Annotated in this window: 13 protein-coding genes; 11 read left to right on the forward strand and 2 right to left on the reverse strand. The window is 55.4% G+C overall.

What is annotated here, in order from left to right:
- Positions 1–846 precede the first annotated feature (846 nt).
- The 11 genes from SH527x_RS03470 (at position 847) to brxL (ending at position 20,816) form a co-directional block, all read left to right on the forward strand.
- Positions 847–2,679, forward strand: coding sequence for an SIR2 family protein (locus tag SH527x_RS03470; RefSeq protein ID WP_437193261.1), 1,833 nt, complete (start codon positions 847–849; stop codon positions 2,677–2,679).
- Positions 2,679–4,130 (forward strand): argonaute/piwi family protein, encoded by a 1,452-nt coding sequence (locus tag SH527x_RS03475; RefSeq protein ID WP_437193262.1) that lies wholly within the window; start codon positions 2,679–2,681, stop codon positions 4,128–4,130. Before SH527x_RS03470 ends, SH527x_RS03475 begins: the two co-directional genes overlap by 1 nt.
- 1,050 nt (positions 4,131–5,180) lie before the next feature.
- Positions 5,181–5,387: a helix-turn-helix domain-containing protein gene (locus SH527x_RS03480; RefSeq protein ID WP_437193263.1), complete on the forward strand. Its 207-nt coding sequence runs from the start codon at positions 5,181–5,183 to the stop codon at positions 5,385–5,387.
- 88 nt (positions 5,388–5,475) lie between these two features.
- Positions 5,476–6,288: a BrxA family protein gene (locus SH527x_RS03485; protein WP_437193264.1), complete on the forward strand. Its 813-nt coding sequence runs from the start codon at positions 5,476–5,478 to the stop codon at positions 6,286–6,288.
- On the forward strand, positions 6,269–6,868 hold the full coding sequence (locus tag SH527x_RS03490; RefSeq protein WP_437193265.1) for a BREX protein BrxB domain-containing protein: 600 nt from the start codon (positions 6,269–6,271) through the stop codon (positions 6,866–6,868). The genes SH527x_RS03485 and SH527x_RS03490 overlap by 20 nt, the downstream gene beginning before the upstream one ends.
- A 16-nt stretch (positions 6,869–6,884) precedes the next feature.
- Positions 6,885–10,550: a BREX system P-loop protein BrxC gene (gene brxC / locus SH527x_RS03495; protein ID WP_437193266.1), complete on the forward strand. Its 3,666-nt coding sequence runs from the start codon at positions 6,885–6,887 to the stop codon at positions 10,548–10,550.
- Between the two features lie 3 nt (positions 10,551–10,553).
- Positions 10,554–11,375 (forward strand): hypothetical protein, encoded by an 822-nt coding sequence (locus SH527x_RS03500; protein WP_437193267.1) that lies wholly within the window; start codon positions 10,554–10,556, stop codon positions 11,373–11,375.
- Between the two features lies 1 nt (position 11,376).
- On the forward strand, positions 11,377–15,537 hold the full coding sequence (pglX, locus tag SH527x_RS03505) for a BREX-1 system adenine-specific DNA-methyltransferase PglX (RefSeq protein WP_437193268.1): 4,161 nt from the start codon (positions 11,377–11,379) through the stop codon (positions 15,535–15,537).
- Positions 15,537–16,187 carry a hypothetical protein gene (locus SH527x_RS03510; RefSeq protein WP_437193269.1) on the forward strand — a complete coding sequence of 217 codons (651 nt, stop codon included), beginning with the start codon at positions 15,537–15,539 and terminating at the stop codon, positions 16,185–16,187. Before pglX ends, SH527x_RS03510 begins: the two co-directional genes overlap by 1 nt.
- Complete coding sequence (locus tag SH527x_RS03515) at positions 16,187–18,778, forward strand: PglZ domain-containing protein (RefSeq protein ID WP_437193270.1); 2,592 nt, start codon at positions 16,187–16,189, stop codon at positions 18,776–18,778. Before SH527x_RS03510 ends, SH527x_RS03515 begins: the two co-directional genes overlap by 1 nt.
- A 10-nt stretch (positions 18,779–18,788) precedes the next feature.
- On the forward strand, positions 18,789–20,816 hold the full coding sequence (gene brxL / locus SH527x_RS03520) for a protease Lon-related BREX system protein BrxL (RefSeq protein WP_437193271.1): 2,028 nt from the start codon (positions 18,789–18,791) through the stop codon (positions 20,814–20,816).
- 257 nt (positions 20,817–21,073) lie between these two features.
- Here brxL and SH527x_RS03525 read toward each other — a convergent pair whose 3' ends face one another.
- Both SH527x_RS03525 and SH527x_RS03530 read right to left on the reverse strand, forming a co-directional pair.
- Positions 21,074–22,192: an integrase core domain-containing protein gene (locus SH527x_RS03525; protein WP_437193272.1), complete on the reverse strand. Its 1,119-nt coding sequence runs from the start codon at positions 22,190–22,192 to the stop codon at positions 21,074–21,076.
- A gap of 577 nt (positions 22,193–22,769) precedes the next feature.
- Complete coding sequence (locus SH527x_RS03530; protein WP_437193273.1) at positions 22,770–25,385, reverse strand: DUF4357 domain-containing protein; 2,616 nt, start codon at positions 25,383–25,385, stop codon at positions 22,770–22,772.
- Positions 25,386–25,708 lie beyond the last annotated feature (323 nt).

The following is a 25,708-nucleotide window of genomic DNA, read 5'->3' on the forward strand; positions in this document are numbered from 1 at the left end:
GGAAAGCGTCACCAAAGATTCATGCCGAGATGCGGCAGCGAGATTTGGATTGATCCTCTGTACTTGATCTCTGTAGGTGTCTGGCAAGTGAGTTCTTGGGAGTAATCGAACATGGTTGCTGAGCGACAGGTGGGCACTCGCCACTTTCCGTTAACATGGCCTGCGTCCTGACCGTGTGTCTTAGAATCGTATTCGGCAAACTCCCCAATCGTCACTGCGATACCCCAATCGATTCCAGCCGGACTGACGAGTGAACACGCTCTTCGAACGCTGTCCGACCTCGACGCTGGAATCGATCACCCGTTCTGAACACCGACTTCTTACGAACTGATTCATTAGGGGAAGCGATACGCTCCCAAAGCCGTCGTCGGACTGGCCTGCCGCTATTCTCTCGATCGCATCCTGCAACCTGAAGAATTCAGCGGTGGTGAGGCCCCCGGTCAAGCCAATTTTGTTCTCCGTAATCTCAAATTTTCGGTTACCAAGAACGGCGAGGTGGAGCACGAGCCGCAGGCCGGAAAGGATTGGACTGATAATGAAGTTCGCATAAGAAGTCCGCGTATCGAGCGGATTATGGATGCATACTTGCGTCAGAATGGTTACTCAAATCTAGGCGAAATTATATTGATCACTTAATATCAGGCCGTTCCGAGCTTTGTGACTGATCACACACCCATGTGCAATGCAATTATGGAATCGCAGTCGCATGTTCATGTACCGGCGATATCTCACTATTGTGAGCGAGGAAACCGCCCCGCTCCGACTACAGCCTGAGGGGGGGCTATGCCTATAAGAAGTATATCCGCTGCCCAATTCGCGACTGCCTTTACCCTTAGGCCAAATCTCGTGGCATGGTTCCTTGGAGCCGGCGCATCTGCGGCCTCCGGTATTCCGACTGGCTATGCCATGATCCGCGATTTTAAGGCGCAAATTTTTTGCCGCGAGACGAACCTGTCAATGCGAGAGATCGATACGGCTGATCCTATCTGGGCCGACAGGATTGATGCCTTTTTCCGTCAGACGTCACTGTTGCCGCCTGACCGTGATCCTACAGAATACGCCAAGGCCTTCGAAGCGGTGTATCCAGAGGCTCGGCATCGCCGACAATATATCGACGATGCGATCTCCAAGGGGACTCCCTGTTTTGGACACAAGGTATTTGGCGGTCTTATAGCCGCCGGCAAGGTTGACAGCGTTTTTACGACTAATTTCGATCCGCTCATTGAGGAGTCGGCGCATTCGGCAAATGTGATCCTGCCTGTGAACGACCAAAACCGTCCGACAGTCGCGGCGATCGATTCCGCCGATCGTGCCATGCGGTGCCTCGATGAATCAGACTGGCCGTTGGTTGCTAAGCTCCACGGCGACTACCAGTCGATCGCGATTAAGAATACCGGATCGGAACTCGAAAAGCAGGATGCCCGGATGCGGCATGTTCTGGTGGAATCCGGCAAGCGCTTCGGAATGATCTTCGTAGGCTATAGCGGTCGCGACGCTTCGATCATGGAGGCGTTGAACTCGGTTCTTGATGCGCCGTCGCCATTTCCCAGTGGACTGTACTGGCTCACTTCGTCAGCTTCACGCTTGCTTCACGCGGTAAAAGAGTTTCTAGATAGGGCCCTAGCGGCTGGAGTGGACGTGGCTGTCGTCGAGTGTGCGACCTTCGACGAACTCACTGCTGAGATCATCAAGACGATTGACCTGCCCAAGCCACTTTTCGATCGGGTGATGGAAGGGCGTCAAACACCACGTTTGGTTCCGGTGCAGCTGCCGACCACCGAAGCCCGAAAATTTCCCGTCCTGCGATATTCCTCGCTACTGATCGAGAGTATGCCACGCACGGCCCGTCGCATAAAACTCGCGTTGAACGTTACTTCCCCCATGGTCCGTAAGATACTCAAGGAGAACGGCGTTAAAGCGACAGTCGCGGCGAATGGGAGGAAATTGGCTGTTTTCGGCAGGGATCAAGAAATCCGCGATGCACTTGCACCACTTGGAGCAACGCTCGACGGCGAGATCACACTCGATCCGGCCGCAGACAGTTGGGCTATGGGCCTCATCTATGATGCACTGGTCAGGAGCTTGGCGCGTCGTCTACCACTTATTCCGTGCTTCAAGCGTGGGGGGCACTCTCTCGTCATTGCCGCGCCGCGCAACGGAGACGATCCTGAACAAACACGTCGGAACTCGCAGATACTGTACAACCTTAGTAGGGCCTATAGTGGTAATCTGACAGGAAAGGTCCCCAGTCTCGGATTTCCATTTCATGAGGGATTGTCCCTGAAGCTGGATCATATTAATGGGCGATGGTGGCTCGGATTCGAACCATATACGTTCATAGACACTCCGCGAGCCAACGCGACTGAAATTGGATGTCCGGAGCAAACGGAAAACCTCGGTGCCGCCCCGATAGGCAGGAATCCTGAGCGTGGCGGTGATCCAGCGGGCGATTGGCGCAGAGAACGCTGGGCGCAGCGATATAACGGACACTGGGCAAGCATCATTGCCGCGTGGGCTGAACTCCTCACCGTGGGAAACTCAACCGGTACTTATGGCAGGGCGAAGCGAGCTTTCGGACTGCGGGACGGTGAGGGAGTGGATGCCGCGTTCGAACTTTCGCCAGTAACGGGTTGGAGCCGCCCCGGACATCACCACGTCTATTTCGACAGGACCACGTAATGAGCAGTTCGTTCGAATTGACAAAGCTTCCTCCGTTCACGTTACTCATCGAGCCGAGCCTTTCTTTCTCCCCCTCGGATACAACACATGTCGACGTCCATCCGCTTCGCGGCCTCGCGAACTTTGGGCCTTATTCGAAGGGGTCATTCGGCGGATACACTTCCCAAATAAGGATTGCGACTGTAGGGCCAGAGAACGCCTTTAAACGACGCGGCGAGTTGATGCTGTTATTGCGGAAATCGCATCAAGCCTCTGATAGGTCAGAATATGTCCCACAATATCCAGGCTTCGAGAATCTTTTCGGTGTGGCTCTCGTTTCAGCACCGCGAGAGGCCCATATCAAATGGCCCGAACACATTCGCGAGTTGCCCGGAGAAGGCGACCCGCAAGCCCGCCTTTACCACGCGATGGAGGCGGCTATCCAGCGGCTCGACACGGTTCGCAACGAGTTCGATGTTGTGCTGGTACACTTTCCGGATAGTTGGGGGCCTGCCACACGCAGTAAATTCTTTGACGCCCGTGACATAATCAAGGCACTTGGCGCTCGATATAACATCCCGACCCAAGTACTGAACGACCGTGCCTTCACTTTTACGCATAAAGCGTCGCTAGCATGGAGATTGGCAACCGCACTTTATGTGAAAGCCGCTGGTACGCCGTGGAAGCTGGCACCGCTGAAGGGTGTTCCGGCTGACACAGCATATATCGGACTCGCTTATGCGCTGCGAGGCGATCAGCAGGACGCACATTATGTGACGTGTTGCTCGCAGGTATTCGACATGGATGGCGGCGGTATGCAGTTCGTGGCTTTCGAGGCTCAGGACCCCGTTGCCGACATTGCCGAGGCGCGTAGAAATCCTTTTCTGAGCCGTGACGATATGCGAGCGGTTCTTGCTCGCAGCCTGTCGCTCTACCAAGGCCGCAATGGTGGTAATCTCCCCAAACGAATGGTCATTCACAAGACTACAGCGTTCAAAGAGAGCGAGATCGAAGGGGCGTTTGATGCGCTGGCAGGCGTCAAGGAGATCGAGTGCGTCGAGGTCAGTTCGGCATCCTGCTGGCGCGGCGTCTGGCTGATCCAGTCCGACGAACGATTGCCCCCTACAAAACCATCTGGCTATCCCGTGCCACGTGGAACGATGGTGATACGCTCTGGCAATTCCGCGCTGGTGTGGGTTGCGGGAAACGCGCCCGAAGTGTCGACCAAAGGTAACTACTATCAAGGCAAGAAGAGTATACCGCGCCCACTGCACTTAATTCGTCATGCAGGCAGTGGACCGCTCGAAATAATCGCTCACGAAGCACTCGCGTTGACCAAGATGGATTGGAACAACGACGCGCTCTATGATCCTGTACCGGTCAGCATTCGTTACTCGCAGAAATTGGCCCGCACGATAGCAAATGTGCCCGACCTGCCTCGGAAAGTGTATCCTTATCGGTTGTTTATGTGAGCATCCCATTCGTCCATTTCCAGAGGCTTTGGCTGCTCGAATCGGGCTCAGCTTTATAACCTGTTATCCCTTATCCATCGTTGACTCGAAACGCCATGTAATAGGCGAATGTTCAGGCGTGGCGGGGCATTCGTCAGCAATTAGTTAATTATTTCGATGACAGATGGCGATAACTGTAACATTTTTCGTCGAGGAATTCGAAGATTAACTCAGCAAGGCGACGCTAATCCATTGTACGTTTGCTGGCGTTCCTTGGAAGAAGGTGGCAGAGTCGACGTTCAAGGAACGAATTCATGTTGAGAAACTACGGATCGACTCGTTACCCGGAGCCGTGGATAAACGATCCCACTCCACGGTGGCCTCCGGTGGCAACTTTACATCGCGCGCCCAAAGATGGAATGAAGATCCCGGTAAAGTTCGCGTGTTCAGTGTCTCGAAATGAAGAACTGGGCCAGATTAAAGGAGCAATCAATTGGATACTCTTCCCCCCCCCCCCCCCCCCCGCGAATTGCGATTCTCCCCCCTTCCTGGTCAGCTTCGCGTTCACTCCTGGGGATGAGGCAGCCGGCGAAACGGTAATGCATGTCATTGTGGTTCATCGGAAAGACGCCGATCTGGAACAATGTGCTAAATCATACTCATGGCCTAAAATCCGGTTGTTCCTAAGGATTCTTAGTGGCAACGTGGCTCCTCGAACTGCTGACCATAATTTTTTTGCCTGGTGCTGAGCGAGTGTGTTATAGGTGGCTCATGCTACGGACTCAAAAACATCGTCATCGAAAGCCGGATTCCCGACGATGTGACCTCAGACCTTGCGGTGGGGCGTTTTGACGCCGCCCGGTACGCTGAACCAACCAGCCGTAAAGGAATTATCGCTGAGCGGCGCGGCCTTACCGGCTTCATGGTGGCCCCATCGCGCTCGGGTTCTTCCGATTGCCCTTCTCTCAAGAATCGTTGCTCATCCCGTAGGCAACTATAACAGATTTTGGTAAGGTTGGGGGGGTCGGTTCTCGTTCGGAACCGAGGTCCCACGAATCGGGGAGCGCCGAAGTGGAAAAACTGTCGGATTACCTCCGAATCTCCGAGGCTGCTGAGTATTTGGGTGTGTCGCCAAACACGCTTCGCAACTGGGGCAACGCAGGGAAGATTGCCACCATTCGCCATCCGGTGAATGACTACCGGCTTTTCAAGCGAGAAGACTTAGATGACTTGTTGAAGCAGGTTGAGACGGCGAGCAAGAAACGATCCAAGAAGTGAAGTGGTCTGGAAGACGTCGGACGAGCGGAACTGAGAAGAATAGGAACGGCAGAGACTGCTAATGGTGACGAGGTTACGAGGACCGAACATGGCGAAACGGAAGAATCCGAGCAAGGAAAAGCGGCTTCGGTCTTCCGCTCCGTACTCATCCAAGATCATCAAGGCTGGGGCGTTGATCGGGGATACCAAGATGCTTCTCTCCCACTGGGACGCAATTGCCCCGGTTGCCGAGAACATCGACCGGATTCAACGGGACAACGTATTCGGCAAAGCGTCTCGTTCCCGTGTTGAAGACATCTTGGTTATCTTTCGACAGCGTTACCTTTGCGAAGAATCGGTTACAAACGCCCTTGTCACGCTCGCCCGAGGCAAGTTCGCTGCTACTGCACTAGAGCGCATCCTCTATTTCCACTCCGCCCGTGCGGACCAATTGCTCCATGATGCCGTCACGGAGATTCTGGTCCCCATGCAACAGCAGGGCTTGGTAGACATCAATGTGCAAGAGTTCCAGCGATCCTTGGCAGAACTATTGGAAGGCAAGCTTCCCAGAGCATGGTCGGACATCACTCTGTTGCGTGCGGTGCAAAGTATATTAGCGACTTTACGAGATTTCGGTGTTCTTCAGGGGGCGGTCAACAAGAAGATCGCTGCATTGTTTCTTCCCATTGAAGCATTCGCCTACATCGTCTTCTACCTCAAACAACACCAGCCTTCGGGAGCGAAACTGCTCGAGTTACCGGACTGGAAACTGTTCTTCTTGACGAGGGAGGGAGTCGAGCGATTCCTGTTTGAATCGCATCAACGTGAATTGCTGGAATACCACGTTGCCGGAAGTGTGACCCGACTGACATTTCCAGCGAACACCCTTGAGGAGTATGCGAATGTCCTCGCTCAAAGATAGTATCGCTCCTCTCGAAAGCGACTTGAAGGCAGTGCCTCCACGCATCAGCGTGTACCACGACCTTCCGTTCGCCATCATGCGGTACGACCCGTCTGACGAATGGGAACTTCGGCGGGAGATCAAGCTGCTGGCTACCCGACTTGAAGCAGTCGGCAAGGACGTTCACATCATCCCGATGTCCGAACTGCTGTGGTCGGCGCTCGACAAGGTTTATGAGAAGGATGACGACGAGGGATTCGAGGCCGTCGTCGCCTTGGAAAAACAGCGGGGCTACGTTGAAGCCCAGCAGCAACTCACCACTTATCTGTCGAGCAAGGTCTGGGTACCGCTGTGGGATTTGCTGGCCGACCGCCTTGCCGCGATCAACCCGGAAAACTCTGTGGTCTTTCTGACTCGTGTTGCCGCTATGTCGCCGGGCATTTTTCACATGTCGATGCTGCTTGACAAAATGCACGGCAGAACGAAAGCGACCACGATCCTGTTCTATCCCGGCTCCATTGAAGGAACGACGGGGCTGAGATTTATGGAATTGAAAGATCGGGACGCACTGGGCAATTACCGGGTCAAAATCTACGGCTGAGGCAAGGGACACCCACATGAAGACTATTGGCGACCTAATTTCCCGCCCCCTCGACCGCAAGATCGAAGAGATTATTCAGGTCGATCAGGCGGACGAGCAATCGGTCCATGCCGAGATTTCGGAGTATGTCGGTACCGACAGTATCCGCGACCAGTACCATCATCTGCTCAAAGCTGTTGCTGAAGCTCCTGCTGATCCTCACGAGAGCGTCGGCGTCTGGGTGTCGGGGTTCTTCGGGTCCGGTAAAAGCTCTTTCGCCAAGAACCTCGGCTACGCGCTGCAAAACAGAACGGTTCTGGGCACCAACTTCGCCGAACTTTTCAAACAGCAACTAGGTGATGAACGCATCAGCGACTTGCTGGACCTCATTAACGCCAAGACCCCAACCGAGGTCATTCTGTTCGAAGTGGCGAAAGAGGCCGACACTCGCAAGGTGACACAGCGAATCGCCGAGTTGATGTACACGGTCTTGCTGCGAGAACTGGGCTACGCCGAGGACTTTGATATCGCAGAGTTGGAGATCGAGCTTGAAGCCGAGGGCAAACTGCCTGAATTCATCGCCATTTGCAAGTCTGAGTTGAAAAAGGACTGGGAAACCGTTCGGGCGGGGGCGCAGAAAGTCTCTCGTGCCAGCGCAATTCTTCACAAACTTGACGACAAAACCCACACTACCGCCGATTCTTGGGCACATACACTGCGTAATCGGGACGCATCCATCTCAGTCAGCAAGGTTGTTGAACGCACATTTGAGCTGTGGGGGCGAAGGCGTCCAGGCAAGGCACTAGTCTTCATCATCGACGAAGTCGGCCAGCACGTTGCTCGTAGTGGCGATAAGATCGAAGACCTGCGGGCAACCATCGAAGAATTCGGGAAAGTCGGGAAGAATCTGCTCAAGGCCCGCAAGATCACGGCCCCTTGCTGGATTGTGGTCACTTCGCAAGAGAAGCTCGATGAAGTGGTCGCTGCCATCGATTCTAAGCGAATTGAGCTGGCCAAGCTCCAAGATCGCTTTCGTTACCGTGTGGACCTCGCTCCGTCTGACATTCGGGAAGTCGCTACGAAGCGTGTCTTGGCCAAGAAGACCGACGCCGAAAAGCCGCTCAAGGACTTGTTCAAGAAGAACGAGGGGCAGTTGAACGCCGCTCTACGATTGGAGCGGACAACTCGCCGCACCGATATTAGCGAAAGCGACTTCATCCACTTCTACCCGTACCCACCGCATTACATCGACCTGTGCATTGGGATCATGTCGGGTATTCGGCTTCAGCCTGGCGCGCCACGGCATTACGGCGGCAGCAACCGAACGATCATCAAGCAGGCTTACGAGATGCTTGTCTCGGATCGCACGGCATTCGCCAAGAAGCCAATTGGAGCGTTGGTGACGCTCGACAAGGTATTCGAGTTGGTGGAAGGCAATCTCTCAAACGAGAAACGTACCGACATTCACCAGATCGCCGAGCGGTTCAAGAGCGACCCCGAAGACAATGGCTGGGCGCTGCGGGTTGCCAAAGTGATTTGTTTGTTGGAATTCATTCGTGACCTGCCCCGCACCGAGGCCAACCTCGCTGCCGTACTGGTCGATGAAGTCGGCAAGGCCACACCACTCAGTGAAGTGCAAGCCGCCGTGAAGCGGTTGGATGCCGCCAAGTTCATTCGCAATACCGAGGAAGGCTGGAAACTCCAAACCGCCCAAGAGAAAAACTGGACCAATGAGCGGAGCGGGCATCTTGATCCCAAGCCCCGTGAGCGGAACGAACTGACTCGCACCGCCCTTCAGCAAATCTTCGATGAACCGGAGTTCAAGACCTACCGCTACCAGAACCGCTCGTTCCGCATCGGCATCAGCGTCGATGGGGCCAGCATTGGCGACGAAGGCGAACTCCCGCTGACCTTGTGCGTTTCCGACGATGCCGACGAACTCACCAAACGCATCGAGGATATTCGCACCGAAAGCCAACAGAAGTCTCACGAGAACGACCTGTATTGGCTCTTCTGCCTGACGCCGGAAATTGATGAACTTGTCGCCCAGCTTCACGCTTCACGGAAGATGGTGGACAAGTACAACCAGATGAGTGCCCAGCAGAAGATCAGCCCCGACGAAGCAACCTGCCTTCAGGACGAAAAGAACGCCAAGAACGGCCACGAGAACCGCCTGCGGGACAAGCTCACTGAGGCAATGGAGCGTGGCACGGGAATGTTCCGTGGCGTCCAGAAAGATGCCTCGGCCTTGGGCAAGGGCTTGAGTGAAATCCTCAAGAAGCTCTTCGGGCAAGTTGTGCCCGACCTCTACCCGAAGCTGCAAATGGGTTCTCGCCCGCTCAAGGGCGATGAAGCCGAGCAGATTCTCAAGGCCGTCGATCTGAAGGTGTTGCCCAAGGTCTTCTACGAAGGCGACCAAGGGCTGGCGATGGTGGTGAAGGACGGAGCCAAACTCGTCATCAACATCAATTCCGAAGTCTGCAAGGAAGTGCTGGACTACCTCAAGAGCGAACACAGTTACGGCAACAAAGACACCCGCATGGGCAAGGCGTTGGAAAAACGCTTCGGCGGTACGCCCTACGGCTGGGAACGTGACATGCTGCGGCTGATCCTCGCCACGCAGTTCCGGGCGGGCGAGATCGAAGTCACCTACCAAGGCAACCGCTTCCACAATTACCAAGACCCGGCATCCCGCACGCCGTTCACCAACAACCCGGCCTTCCGCTCATCGCTCTATTCGCCCCGGCAATCGGTCGGCCTCAAGACGCTCACGCAGGCCGTGCAGCAACTCGAAGACCTCACCGGGGAAGAGGTCGATGTCGAAGAAGGAGCCATCGCCACGGCGTTCAAGAAGGTCGCCGCCGAGGAACTGGAAAAGCTCTACCCGCTCAAGGCGACCGCCGAAGCCCATCGGCTCCCGGTCCTCACGATGCTGTCCGAGTTCCAACAGACTTTGACCGGCATCCAGTCCTCCGCATCGGATGATTGTGTTCGCATCCTTACCGAGAACGGCAAGGAATTCGGGGAGACACGGGACAAGGTTCGCAAGCTGCGTGAATCGCTGGACGGCGAAGCCATCAGCGTGTTGCGGCAGGCCCGGCAAGCGACCGATCAGGTGTGGAACCGGCTCGCCGCTCACAACCCGTCGCCCGAACTCGAAACCACGGTCGAAGAACTGAAAACGCTGCTGACCTCCGAGCAGTTCATCGACTCATGGGACGACATCGCCGCCCACACGAAGAAAGTGCTGGGAGCATACCAAACGGCCTACTGCGATCTGTTCGACCGCCGCAAGAAGTCCTACGAGTCGGCCATTGATGAGATTCAGAACCGCACCGAATGGGCACCACTGGAATCCACAAACCCCGGCATGGCCTCAACCCTGTTGTCGCCGCTCCAAGGGAGAGTCGGGACTGATGAAGACAAAGAGGCCGTGGCGGAAGGCAAATCGCTCGGCAAAGCCAGCCTGACCGAAATGGAGTCCGACCTCGCCGCCGTCGATGGCTTGAAATCGTCGGTCATGGTGAAGTTGCAGGAACTCTCCATCGGCAGCGAGAAGAAAGCCCCCGTGCGGAAGGTGCGGGTGTCGGAGTTCTTCAACCGGCCCATTCAAACGCAGGAGGAACTCGACAAAGCCCTCGACCTCATTCGAGATTCACTTCAGAAGTGCATCGACGAAGGTGCCATCATCATTTTGGAGTGAACCATGCTCAGCCCTCGCCGAATCTTTGAAGACAACATCCGACCAGCCGACCTGCTGCTCAAGGTCTACCGGCTGCTGGAACACGATGCGCCCAACACCGAGGAAGGCGTATTGCGGACGCTGCGAGATTTGGTGAAGGCCGATGACGACGAGGGGTTGATGGTCATTTACAACGAGGTCTTTCTGGGGCTGATTCGGGAGAGCGCCGAAGTCCCGCCTGCATCCATCAAACGCAGTGCCTTGTGCAATTTGCTTAGGCAATCGGTGGTCACGGCCAGCACCGCCTTGGAAACCTACCTGCCGATCCTGCTCAGGGACAATCTGCCGGAAGTCATCGGGCTGCGAGGCCGAGACTTCGTGCCCAAGAAGGACGAAGAGATCAAGAACCAGTTCAAGAACCTCACCTTCGCCCTCGATGAAGTGGTTCGCATTCTGGCTGATCCCGACCCGCTGTTCGTCGCCAACAAGATGATTAGCAGCCTGAACTTCAGCTACCTCAGCGGCAAGCGGGGCATTCACGTCACCGGCGTGCTGCTGGCCCTCGACAACCCTTGGGGGTTGATTGCCAAGCAACTCGGTCGGGCCGAGGACGAAATCAAGAAGACGCTCGACGCCACGGTAAAGCGCCGCAACGACATCGTGCATCGGGCCGACCGGTCGCAAGATGATCCCAGTGGTGCGGCCCAAGAGATCGGCTATCCGTGGGCCAAACAAGCGGTGGAAACAATTCGGGTGGTGTGCCTTGCTCTCGATGATCTGGTGACGGCTCGGCTCAGGGAATTAAAAGCACAAGCAGCGGCGGCACAACCGCAGGGAGCGGCCTGACATGGACCAAGAGATTCGCAACAAGCTCCGCAACGTCGTCACGCAGTGCCGCAAGCTGCTCGAAGAGGCCATTGCGCAGGAGCTTGAAGGCAAGTACGGCATCTTCGCCAAGAAGGATCAGGTGATGGCTGATCCAAGCGCCAAGATGACCCACTTAAGCGAAGAGGAACAGGCGGCTCGCAAAGACATCCTCGATCACTACGCCCACATCAAGGCCCGTGGGTTCAAGCCGAAGGATGCCCTCGATCAGTTGATTCGGGAAATCGCCTTCACGCATCTCAACCGGCTCTGTGCGTACAAGATGATGGAGGCCCGTGAAGTTTACGTCGGTGGTCAAAAGTTCCGTGAAGCGGTCAGCCGGGGCGTCAACTCCAACGGCGTGAAGTTTTATCTGGCGGAACACCCGGAGGAAGAACGGCTCTTCAACACCGGCCATCAGGATGCCGCCTATCGGCATTTCTTGGACTGGCTCGGCGGGGCGCTCTCCGAAGAGATCGGCGTGCTGTTCAACCCCAACGACCCGGCCAATCGCCTCTACCCTCGGCAGAAGACGCTCGATGAAGTTCTCGAACTGCTCAACGGCGGCGGAATCAAGGCCGAGGAAACCGAACTGCGGGACGGGTGGCCGCAGATTTGGTCGCAGGACGAAACCATCGGCTGGGTCTACCAGTATTTCACGCCCAAGGAGCTGCGGGATGCTGCAAGAGACCCGAAGAAAGGTGGAAGTCAAGCTCCCCGCAACTCCTACGAACTGGCCTTCCGCAACCAGTTCTTCACGCCCCGCTATGTGGTTGAGTTCCTCACCGACAACACGCTGGGCCGCATCTGGTACGAAATGCGGAAGGGAGACACCAAGCTCAAGGACCAGTGCCGCTACATGGTCCGCCGCCCCACCGAGATTTTCTTGCAGGAGGGCGAACAGCCGCCCAAGGATGCCGCCGAGGGGAAAGACGATCTTTCTCAGGAAGAACTGCTCAAGCTCCCGGTCCACATTCCGCACCGCCCGAAGAAAGACCCACGGGAACTCAAGATTCTTGACCCCGCCTGCGGCAGCGGCCACTTCCTGCTGTACTGCTTTGACCTGCTGCTCACGATCTACGAGGAAGCCTACGCCGATACTGACCTCGGTCCGGAATTGAAGAAGGACTATCCGACGCTCGATGCCCTCAAGCGGGATGTCCCCCGGCTGATCCTCGCTCACAACCTGCACGGCATCGACATCGACTTGCGGGCCAGTCAGATTGCGGCCCTTGCTCTGTGGCTACGTTGCCAGCGGGCGTATCAGGACATGGGGCTGAAGAAGGATCGTCCCCAGATCACCCGGTCCAACTTCGTCTGTGCCGAGCCGATGCCCGGTGAAGAGCAGATGCTCAAGGAGTTCGTCGGCCAGCTTGAGCCGAAAGTCCTCGGTCAAGTCGTGGAAGTCGTCTTCGACAAGATGAAGCTGGCGGGGGAAGCCGGTTCACTGCTCAAGATCGAGGAAGAAATTCGGGACGCCATTCGTGAAGCCAAGCGCCAATACGCAATGGGCGGATTTTCCATCCAGCGCACGCTGTTCGACAAGCCGACCGAGCCAGTAGTTAAGGTCTTTTCGGTAAAAGACATCACCGATGCGCAGTTCTTCGAAGGTGCCGAAGCGCAGGTGATTGCGGCTCTTCGTTCCTATGCGGAGAGCGCTCAGAACGGTCAACGGCTACAACGTCGGCTTTTCACTGACGATGCCGTTCGGGGATTCGCCTTCGTAGACCTCTGCCAGAAGCGATACGACGTGGTGCTGATGAATCCGCCATTCGGACTGGCCCCGAATCAAGCCATCGTGGCAAAGTACATCACAAAGGAATATCCCGCAATTGCCAAGAACCTCGCATGTGCTTTCGTCCAGCGAGCTTTGCGAGTGCTTTCATCGAATGGAATGGCGGGAACGGTTTCAGATCGCTCCGTTTTCATCCGTAAGAACTATAAGGAGATTCGGCATGAGATGTTGGCAGTCGGCACGTTGTTCTACGCCGATCTTGGCTGGGAAGTGCTTGACGAAGCAAATGTAGAGGCAGCGGCGTTAGTGATGCGTCAGGGATACATCGAGTCATCATGCTTTTTTGATTGTCGCAAAGATGTAGATAAGTCAGAACGGCTCAGAGACTCGATCCGGTCTCTATCGCAGACACTATTGCCGTTTGCGACGTACCTCCATTTTAACGATGAGTTTCTGGCATTCCCCAACACAGCCTTTGCATATTGGGTTCCACGCTCAGTCTTCCTGCTATTCGCTGCTAACAGATCGTTTGAGAAAGAGTGGGCGGCGACCAAGCAAGGCACGGCTCCTGCGGATACTCCGAGGTTTGTGCGACTGTGGTGGGAAGTGCCCGTTCCACAGCTTGCGGACGGATCGTTTGCAAGACTGGCGCATGGCGGCACGTTTTCTCCAATGTTCCGTGATTACTCATTTGTGATTTTGTGGAGGAACAACGGGAAAGACCTCAAGGATTATGTGTGCGAACGTTATCCGTACTTAAATGGTAATCCCGCATGGGTAGTCAAGAACGAGGATCACTACTTTCGAGTCGGATTGCACTTTGGAAAACGATGTCACTGTCTTAGCGTGCAGTTCATGCCTCCGGGTATGGTATTCACAAATGAGGGACACGCAGTATTTCCGGTCGATGCCAAGAAAGCAGCAGTTGTGTGTGGCCTCATGAATACTCGCCTGTACCGTTATGTTGTGAACACATACTGCGGACAGCACAAGCACGGCGGGTACATCGACTCTTTGCCAAGTTTTGACGTTCCTGTTGAGTTGCAGGTTGCACTTGGTGTCTACGCAGAGAAGGAATGGCGGTTTAGGTGTGAATATGGGCGGTTCAATGAGGTCGGCAATTGGTTTGTCGGCCCAGCCTATGCTAAAGGTGACCATCCTCGCACTCTAACAGCAGCGGCGGAAATTTCCGTAAAAGAATACGTTGAGCGGGAGGCAGAGCTTTTGAAGGAGCGCCTAGCACTGGAAGACGAACTCGCACAGTCAGCTAGGCTTGCAGAGCAAGACTGGCAACGTGTCTCGTGGGCATTTTCTGGTAATCCGTTCTTGCACACGTCTACAACTTCAGAGGCGGGAACATTGTCAGAGGACGCCGACGAAGGCGATGACGATTCGAGCGATGATGACGAAGACGTAGGATCAATGCCAGAGTTCGGCCCCGACCAGTTTGGACGAGTTGGCAGCCTTTGTGCGAAGGCGCAGGTGCCTCCGGAATTACTCACCGTAAAGATGCTTTCTCATCTGGACCCTGAGCTAATTAGGCTGCGTGCGCATCAGGAGATGTCATACGGTACGGGAGTTGTATTTGGTCGGTGGGATGTGCGCTTTGTCGCTGGAAACACGACATGGCCGAGATATGAAAATCCGATTGAGCCATTGCTTCATTGCCCACCCGGAGCGCTTCAGGAGTCAGATGGAGTCGAAGCAAAGAAAACGCCTGACGGATACCCCGTGCGAATCAATTGGGATGGCATTCTGACGGATGACCCTGAGCATGGCGACGACATTGAGCGCCGGATGCGAGATGTTTTGGAAGTCATCTGGAAGGATGATGCCGAAGCCATCGAGAGCGAAGCCTGCGAAATACTTGGGGTAAATAAGTTGCGGGATTACATCCGCAAACCCGGCAAAGGTGGCTTCTGGGATGACCACATTTCACGCTACTCGAAGAGCCGCCGCAAGGCTCCGATCTACTGGCTGCTGCAATCCTCGAAGAAAAACTACGCCATTTGGCTCTACTACCACCGGCTCGATAAAGACATGCTCTTCAAGGCGCTGGTGAACTACGTCGAGCCGAAGATTCGCTTGGAAACTAGCCGCCTCGAATCGCTCCACTCCCAGAAGGCCGCTGCGGGCGAAAGCGGCAAAGAGGCCAAGCGGGTCGCCAAGGACGTGGAGCGGCAAGAAGACTTCCTTTCCGAATTGCGGGACTTCGAGGACAAGCTGCGGCGGGCGGCGAATCTGCATCTCGAACCCGACCTCAACGATGGCGTCGTCCTGAACATCGCCCCGCTCCACGAACTCGTCCCGTGGAAGGAAGCCAAGAAATACTGGAATGAACTGATGGAAGGCCAGTACGAATGGTCATCCATCGGCAAGCAATTGCGTGAGAAAGGGTTGGTGAAGTGATGAACTTCGGTGAATCGCTGGCCTACTGGTACTTTCGCCTCAATGGGTTTCTTCCCTTGGCGAACTTCGTTCTCCATCGTCCAGACGCTCCAAGGCGACACAATGCCGACTCGGACCTCTTGGCGGTGAGATTCCCGCATGTCTTTGAGGAAATCGGGGGCCAGCAGGACGACTGGGACAACGACCGCTTTGCAGGTTGGGGACTCGACCATTTCCATCGAACCGTGTGCGTGATCGCTGAGATCAAGACCGGAAAATACGGCGAGGCTTCCATAAACCGAGCCTTCCGCCCGCAGCGTGTGCTGTATGCGGTGCGCCGATTGGGCGTTGTGCCTGCGGATCAATGTGAAGCCGTGTGCGAGGCGCTCGGCAATCGAGGCGTCGTACATCATCAGAACTACTGCTTTGCCAAAGTGCTGATTTCCAATTCCATGCTGGCGTTCGGCACATTCGAGAACACAGCCGCTCACCTACATCTCGAACTTGCTGAGGCAGTTGCATTCATTCGCAACCGCATGACTCGGTATCGGCCAGAGAAAACTGCCGCACGAATGTTCTTCCCCGGCGACCTGATTCAGTTTCTTGCATGGGAAGCGGGGGTCGCAGTAGGTGGCGACGATCTAAGGAACAATGAGGAGCAGCAACAGTAATGGCCGTCGTGACCGAACATCTGATGCAACTCATCGCCAAGCAGGTCGATGACAAAGGGCTGGTCGTCTGGTACGACCCGGAGCAAGCCTACGGCTCGGCGGCGGTGGAACTCACACTCCCCAACACCACCGTGGCCCGCTTCGACGGCAGCTTCCTCAAGCTCCGAAAAGAAATCGACCACTTGATGGGCGACGGACAACCGCCCCGGCTGGTCGTCTACGTCCCCATCGAGCGAGAGAAGACTCACGCCGCCCTGATCGAACTCGACGCTGCGGGGGTCGTCATGCAGCCCCGGCAACAACCCCCGGCCTGCAACACCCGCCTCTCCGTCGTGGCCCGCAACGCCCTCAAGCCGATTCTGGGCGAGGATCAGGTGGGCGAGATCGAACGGCAAGTAGAAGCAGGCAAGCTGTCGCTGGCCGACCTCAACTCGCTGGCCGAACAAGGCATCGACATTTCCACCGGCGTCGTGAAGCTGATCTGCGGCACCGCCAACCCGCAGGAAGTGGCCTTGGCCTTCCTGCACGACGACGAGCATGACAACGAGATCGAAAAGAAGGAGGCCGGGAAGGAACTGCGGCACTTGCTGCAAGTGAGTTATGACATCGAACTTCCCGCAGCCGAAGCGTTGTCGAACAGGCGAGTGAAGCTGGGGCGGCACGTTCTGCTCACCGATCTGTTCGCCGCTCTCAAGAAAGATACGCCGTCGTCCCTCTCTTCTGTTTCCGCCGCACAAAGCACGGGCGGCGTGGATGCCTGTGTGCGACTGACCCGAACATGGCGGAACAGCCGGGAGCATCGGGACAGCTACGTTGCCGTCGCCAACAAGGTCGAACACGAACTGGCCCTCGGCCAGCTTGACCTGCCCGTGGAGCCGCTGAGGGAAAACGAAACCTTCCGGTGCGTCGAACTCGCCTTGCTGGTGCATGTGGAAGGCGAGCTTCTGAAGAAGGCCACCCCGGAGTTGCTGCAACTGGCCAACTATCGCCTCTCCCGCTTCTGGGCCGATGTCGAGCCAAAGATTCAGGCCCGCTGGGCGCTCATTTCGTCCGCCGCCGAGGTCTTGCTGGAGGCCGACCGAGTGGGGAAAGAGATTAAGAAGGCACCGACCACCGTTCCCGCTCTCGTCAAAGCGTATGCCGACGATGACGAGCCGTGGTGCCTGCTCGACACGCACCACCGGCACATGGAGAGCCGCAAGTACAACTTCGAGTTCGACGCCGGTAGCGACCATCACGGGCTGGAAAAGCTCATCACCAAAGCCGAGCAGCGGTACACCGAGGTCGGCAGCGAACTGGCGAAGCACTTCATTACGCAGTTCGCCAAAGCCAAGCATCCGATCAAGGGGCTGTTGCGGCAGCGGGACTTCTTCGAGAAGCAGGTGAAGCCGCATCTGGGTGAAGGCAAGGTCGCCTACGTCTGGGTGGACGCCCTGCGGTTCGAGATGGCCCGTGAGTTGTGCCGGTTGCTGGCCGACGACTTCAAGCTCGAATGCCAGCCCGCCATCGGCACCATGCCCACGATCACCGAGATCGGCATGGCGGCATTGCTCCCGAAGGCCCATGAAGCGGCGAAGGTGGTCAGCGTGGGTGGTGGTAAGCTGGCGTTGGAGATTGGCGGCAAGGTCATCAAGGACCGCAAGGACCGAGTGGCCTTCCTGAAGGAACATGCGGGAGTGCCGGTCTTCGATGCCAAGCTGGACGATCTTCTGCCGAAGCCCGGCAAGAAAGTTCGGGACGGCATTCAAGACGCCCAGTTGATCCTGATTACCTCGCAGGAGATTGACGAACTGGGCGAGGCCGACAATATGTCACAGGCCCGGCTGCAAATCGACGGCGTGCTGAGCCATTTGCGGCGGGGGGTGCGGGTGCTGGCCGATCACGGCATCAAGACCATCGTGCTGGTCGCCGATCACGGGCATCTGTTTGCCGACGAGATCGGGGAGGACATGAAGATCGAAGCCCCCGGTGGCAAAGCGGAAGACCTGCATCGCCGGGTGTGGGTCGGTGTAGGGGGCACGTCCGAGCCGTCCTACCTGCGGACCTCACTGGCCTCGCTGGGTGTGGAGAGCGAATACGACATTGCAACCCCGTGGACGTTTGCCGTCTTCAAGTCGAAAGGCGGTGGGCGAGCCTATTTCCACGGTGGACTGTCTCCCCAAGAACTGATCGTGCCCGTGGTCGTCATGCACTCGACGGCGAAGCCCACGGGGACGACGACCGGCATCCAATGGACGTTGACGCCCGGCACGGCCAAACTGACCACAAGGTTCTTCTCAGTGCAGATTGCCGGGAGCCAGAGCGAATCGAGCCTGTTCGGGTTTGAACCGCCGAAAGTGCGAATCGAACTGCGGGCGAACAAGAAATGCGTGTCGATGCCGGTGAGCGCCTCCTACGGGTTCGAGGATGCGACCGGCGAAGTGAAGCTGAAGATTTCTGAAACTGACAACAAGCGAATCGAACCGAATACCGTCACCGTGATGCTGTCCGAAGAGATTTCTCAGAAGACGGTCGGAGTTTACCTGCTCGATGCCATCACGGGGGCAGAACTGGCGGCTCCCCTGACGGTCGATGTCGCCATTTCGATGTGAGGAAAACGTCATGCCTGAACTTGATCGAAAAGCGGCATCCGTGTTCGCAGGCAAGGTCGTGCGCAAGGATTTGGTGCGCAAGGTAAAAGTCGGGGCGAACGTCCCGGTCTTCGTACTCGAGTACCTACTCGGAAAGTATTGCGCGACCGATGATCCGATCGCCATCGAAGCCGGGCTGAAGGTCGTGAATAACACTCTGACGTCGAACTTTGTCCGTCCTGATGAATCGAACAAGGCGCAGTCGCTAGTCAAGGACAAGGGGAAGCATACGTTCATCGACAAGATTCAGGTGCGGTATGTCTCCGATGATGACAAATACTGGGCGGAACTCAAGAACTTCGGGCACAAGTACGTCCACATCCCCGAACACTTCATGCGGGAGTACGACCGCCTGTTGATGGGCGGCATTTGGGCACAGATTGATTTGCGGCATCAATACGACGAAGAGCAGAAGGGAAAGCGCAGCCCCTTCTGGATCGACAGCATCAAGCCCATCCAGCTTGCAACCTTCGACATCGAAGAGTACCGGGGTTGCCGTGGCGAGTTCACGACGGACGAATGGATTGACCTGCTGCTCCGCACTATAGGAATGGAGCCGTCACATTTTGAGCGGCGGGTGAAGTTGCTATTCCTCGTTCGCCTGCTGGCCCTCTGCGAACAGAATTACAACCTCGTGGAACTTGGCCCTCGTGGAACCGGCAAGAGCTACGGCTATCAGGAGCTTTCGCCATACACGATTCTGCTGACCGGCCCGACGACAGTAGCGAATCTCTTCTACAACATGGCCAGCGGCAAGATGGGACTGGTCGGCATCTGGGACGCCGTGGCGTTCGATGAAGTGGCCGACCTCCAGAAGATGCCAAAGGAGGTCGTGACGACCCTGAAGACCTACTGTGAATCCGGCACATTCGCTCGTGGTAAGGATTCACTTTCAGGGATGGCGTCCATTGCCATGTTCGGCAACACCAACCAGCCGGTCGAGGTCATGGTTCGGTCGTCGCACCTATTCATGCCGATGCCCGAAGTGATTCGGGAAGACATGGCGTTTCTCGACCGCATCCACTTCTACATCCCCGGCTGGGAAATCCCGAAGATGCGGGTCGAGTTTTTCACCGACCATTACGGCTTCGTGGTGGATTACTTGGCCGAGGCGCTGCGTGAACTTCGCCGGCACAACTTCACCGAGATCATCGACCGCCACTTCTCGCTGGGCCACCATCTCAACGCCCGTGATGTGAAGGCCGTTCGCAAATCGGTGTCGGGACTGGTCAAGCTGATCTATCCACACGGCGAAGTGACGAAGGACGAATTGGCCGAGCTTGTGGAACTGGCTCTGGAAGGCCGTCGCCGAGTGAAAGAACAACTCAAAAAGATGGGGTCGTTCGAGTATCACCAGACCTCGTTCTCGTTCATCGACGGCGAGACTCGGGAAGAGCGGTTCGTCGGCGTGCCCGAGCAAGGTGGCCGAGACATGATCGCCGCCGATCCGCTTGCCCCCGGCTCGCTCTACACCGCTTCGGTCGATGACCAAGGCAAAGTCGGCCTCTACCGCCTCGAAGTGGGAACATCACCGGGCACAGGCAAGCTGAAGATTGCAGGCGGTGTAGAAGGAGCGATGAAGGAATCGCTGCAACGAGCCTTCGCCTACCTGCAAGGCCAGAAAGTGAAGATGGGCATTGGGCAGCAGTTCGACACGACGGACTTTCACGTCGAGGCCATCGACTTGTTGAGTAATCACGTTCCCTGCGAGGCCGGTATCGCCTTGGTGGTAGCTGTCTATTCGGCCATCAAGCGCCAATCGGTCCTCGCCGGTCTGGTCATCCTCGGCGACCTGAGCATTCAGGGAAACATCAAGGCCGTCCGCACGTTGGCAGAGCCGTTGCAGGTCAGCATGGATAATGGGGCACGCCGGGCATTGGTCCCACTCGAAAACAAACGGAACTTTCTCGAAGTCTCGGGCGAGATAGTAGAGCGGGTAGACCCCGTATTCTTCTCCGATCCGCTGACAGCGGCGATGAAGGCGTTGGGGATGACATAATGCTGCAAACTGAGCAACTACGAGCATTCTTGCTGGAGTACCTGAAAGCCTTCGGTCCAAATGATGTGAACTCGGAGAAGTCCTTCACAATTAGGGATTTGGGACGAAAGATGGCTTCATCAAAGTGCGCAGAATGGTCGTGGTAACGAACTACACTACATGACGAAACCACCACCCTATGAATCACTGTCGGAGTTGGTCATGGTAGAGCGGCAAAAACAATGTTGCCGATAGCAGATTAATGAGCAACGTCTGCGTCAGGCGGCCTTTCGTTCAAAGCCTTTCACCAGCCCACCGACGAACGACTTCACTTCGATCTCGTCCAAGCTGAGCTTCTCGACTTCCTCAGGCTCTTCTCTCACAGGCGGCAGATGTCCACGGCACATGTGACTTCGGTGCTGGTTGTAATACTCGGTGAACTCTGTGACCAGATGATCCAGATGCCTGCGACCAAAGAGAATGAACTTGGCTAGGCACTCATTTTTGATGGTGCCGATGAACTTTTCACAGCGACCGTTGAGGTTGGGACTTCGCTTGGGAAGTTTGTTGGTGCGGAGACCGTGTGACTTCAGGGTTTCCGTAAACTCTCTGCTGAACTTGGTATCTCGGTCGTGGATTACAATCTCCGGTTTGTGTTCCCGCCCGGCCGTTTCGTCGATGAACTTATTGGCCTGTTCACACACCCAGGCCGATGTTGGGTGGTCAGTTGATGTAGACGCAATGACTTCTCTCGTCGAAACACAAAGCCAAATCAAGACATACATATCCCTGATCCCACGAGACGTCACTGTCTTCACGCTGAAGAAATCACACGCCCAGAGTGTCTCCTTGTGACGTTCCAGGAAGTTGGTCCAGGAGTCCGAGGTGCGATTCGGTCCCGGTTGGATCCCCTCGTCTTTCAGAATGTTTCTGACGGTCTGCCGGCTGATCTTCTTGATGCCGAGCTTCCTCAATTCGCCGAGGATCCGGGTGTATCCAAAGCCAGTCACTGTCGCGATCTGAAGGACGAGCTCCCGGATCTCGCGAGGTTTCCTCTGCCCTCCCTTTGGATTTTGTTTTCGCTTGGGCTGACCTTCGTCTCGGAGCCAGCGGTAGAATGTGCTCACGCTGACGATCGTCAGCAACTCTTCAATGGCCCGGCCGATGACTTTCCCAAACTTGATCAGGCGTTCCCGCTCCTCCGGCCTTGTGTGGATGACGCCGGGAATCCGAGCCCTCAGGATCTTATTCTCTTCTTTCAGAAACTGGATGTACTTCGCCAGTTCTCGATCCGTGGCGGAAGCAATCAACGCCAGCAGTGGATGGAAAATCGCGGCCATATCGGTATTGTCGTAATCTGTAATTTGGAACGGTTTAGCACTTTCGTTGTACCTCACTATGTCGTGATTTCAGCTCCCAAAACGGGGCTGCGAAAACTGTTTTTTTTGAGGCCTCGTCGGGATGCTTGTATAGGTCCGAAATTCGGCAGAACCCGATGAGAGTATTTACTCTCAAATCGGTCTGTCATCAGGAGCGAATGGAGAGAGCGAGAGGTGTAGTGGGAAAATTGGTGTGAGTTACGCTTTCAGCGTGATACAGAACTTGATACAGAATCCATTCGAAACGGTTAGAAACTATTCGAATTCCTGGAAATCGAGTGAGTCGCCAGGCTTGCATTCTTGATCGACGAAAGTGGCAATCTGGAAGAGGCTTATCGCCAAGAGAAACGGTGCAACATCCGCTGTAAGAGTGATGGCCTACGGAACCGAAGGCCCAGTCGGACTCTTCCAACATGCGAAAATGCTCGCAGAGACATCCCGTGACGCAGTTCAACAACTTCCAAGAGTCCTCGTCCAGACAAATCTCTGGCAAGACCGTGAAATTTGTTCTCCAGGAACAGATTTCTCAGCAAGGGACTCTGCTCCGGAAGCAAATACTCCCACTCCCGTAGTATTACTTGAATGGATGCTGGGTTCATTCCGCATCCTCGATCGTCTCATCTCCGTCATCCTCTGTCTCGGACAGGGTTACTTCAGCTGAGGTGGAAATGTCCGGACTGTACTCCAGTAGAGCCTGAAGGAACTGCTCTTCCTGTCCGTCTTCAAAGATATCCTGTTGCAGTTGCTGATGCTTCTTATCGAAAAATCCATTGCCGAGAATGTTGAAGAGAGCCTCAACATCTTCGTAACAGTATTCCTCCAGCAGAGGCAGGATATCGTCGCGGACGGTTCTCTTAAGAGCATGAACATCCTTGATCGGCTTGCCGGCGACCATCAGATAAGAATGACCGATCTGAAGATTTCGTGCATCCCTGCCGACATGCTGACGAATTCGCGCGTTGAGTTCCTCCAGCCAGGCTCGCAATGGCACTCCGCTGATCACCACATCGCGAAGGACGGACGCATCCGGCATCAACTCAATGAAACCGAATCGGCGTCGGAGTGCGGCATCCAGCAGTGAGATCGACCGATCGGCCGTGTTCATCGTCCCGATAACGAAGACATTCTTGGGGACATGGAACTCTTCCTGACTGATGGGGAGGAGAATCTTCTTGCCGCGTTTGTCCTTTTCCAGAACAGTCAGCAGCTCACCAAAGATGCGTGGTATGTCTCCCCGATTGATTTCATCAATAATCAGAAAAAACGAGCGATCCGGCGAAGCCAGGGCATCGTGACAAAGTTGCTTGAAGATGCCATTTCGCAATTCGAATGTCAGCTGTCCTTGCAATACTCCTGGTCGGTGCCCTTCAAGGAAATCTTCATACCCATAGGCCGGATGGAAACAACACCAGCGAACCAGTCCGCCGACACCATTGTTGCCAGTGACGGCAGCTTTCTCGTCCTCATTCAAGTCTGCGAACGCACGGCCAAATGCAGCCATTCCTGCGAGCGTTAGCGCGGTACTCTCTGCCCAATACGTTTTTCCTGTTCCAGGGGGGCCGTACAGGATGACTTGCCCCTTCCGTTCCAGGACCGACTGGATTCTGGCTGGAATGCCGGTCAATTGTGGAACCGGAGTCTTCGGTGGTAAAGGAGTTGGGATTGGGAGAACAACACCGTTCTGGCAATGGCGTTCGATTTCCAGAACATTCTCGGTGTTTTTCTGAATCAGGCTGACAGCAGATTGAAAATCTTCTTCAGTTGGCAACTGCCATTGTGAAAAATCAAGCCATTCTACCGAACGCCGGTGTGGAACGTTCGAGTCGGGAACAAACTCATAGTCACCGGTGACTCGTCCGATTCCCATAACGAAGTCTGTTTCAGTCACGACAATGATGTCGTTGCGACTGATCTTCCCCACAAACTGAATCAACTGCGAAGCCTTTTTCCAGGCGGCGACCGACTCAGGTCCACCCAGCATTTCTCTAAGTTGATCACGAGAGGCCTTGTTTGCTGCCACCCATGACAGATCGCCCACGTCTTTCCAAGTGAGGCCGACGCAACCCTCGCTGCGCATGATCGACCAGCTGTCACCATTCTGTTCCGCATCCTCAATCGCGATACGCCAATAATGGTGGCGAGGACCATACAAGGCGTTCAATGCGGCCGTGAAATGATTCATCGGCAACCCAGCCTGTTGAGCGGCTCTCACAAAACGGCCGGCAGCGAGGTATCGCCCTTCCCCCTCCGGCGGCATCTGTTGGAGTTTTAAGATCGCATACTTTTGCCATTGGTTACTGTGATAATCGTCGATCTTTTCTGGAAACAATAAACTGAAATACTTGTGAGCCCATCCGGTTCCGACGATGTCTGGGAGCAACTCATCCATCTGTTTTTGGAGCTGGAGGTAATCCTCGTCCGTCTTTCCATCTGGTAGTTCGCTCAGTAATTTCGCCCCGAGAACTAATTGATCCCGATGCCGTTCTGCAATTTCGATTGCTGCTTGAGTTGAGATGTCCTCTGGCTTGCTCTTGTCGTTCGGTCCCTGCCAGATTCCGGATTCCTTACGTCGAAACACCCCGAACTTCATGGCGCTACCGCCACCAATGCCTCCAAATTTCTGGGATGGAAACTCATCATCATTTTTGAACTCCAGCCAGTAAACAAGGCTGTCTCGATTGCCATGATCGTGCATGAGTTCGAGAAGCTGTTCCCCTTGCACCGCCTGCAGCTTCTCGGGGCTGAATCGTTCACGGAAGACTAAGAAATACTGCTCCAATTGAGCCTTGGTGAGCAGCTTCCCATCCGCAAGTAGCTCATTGTGTTTCTGCAGAATTTGGGTTCGAATCTTCAATTCGGAGGATGTGGTGTTTCTGCCGGATTCATTGAGCAACTGAAGCAAATTTCGCCCGTCAGGAGTGACCCAGACACTTCGAGCATTCCCACCAGTTCCCGTCACCATCGATGCAGCTGCACACGGAGAAGAAAAAAGATGATCCTTCATCAGCCGGAGTTGCCCGTCCTGCTCAGCAAGAATCCCTTGACTCAGGAGATTCTGCCGTTGTGGGATCAGGTTGGAAGGAGCTGAAGGAACAATGTCTTTGCGGATGACGGCCCCCGAGAGAACAAGAAATCCATCCGCGCTCAATTGCCCCTGAGCATGACAACCTTTGGCATTGATCTCGAAGACCATTGGTGATTCTGACTGCACGTTGACTGCCCTGCCTGATTTTTCCGGTAACCGCCCGTTGCCCCGAACGTCATTGTCCATGTGGCGAGGAACCACAATGTTAACAGCTACGAAGATAGAGTCATGCGAACAGTGGTTGTTCCAGATAGATTAGATCAGTGATCCAGTAAGTCGTTCGCACAAGATCCACAAGTTGAGGTTCAATTTTCCACATTTAGCAACATTGGACAGTCGTCGGTCGTTGATACAGGCCTCCTGGTGCATTGAAAGCATCGCTGAGAGTGTTAATGAAGCTGGCTTTCAAATTCAGGTTTATATATCGTTCAACAGAACATCCACTTCCT

Origin of the sequence: Planctomicrobium limosum (assembly GCF_051465645.1) — a bacterium.
Classification (GTDB): domain Bacteria; phylum Planctomycetota; class Planctomycetia; order Planctomycetales; family Planctomycetaceae; genus Planctomicrobium.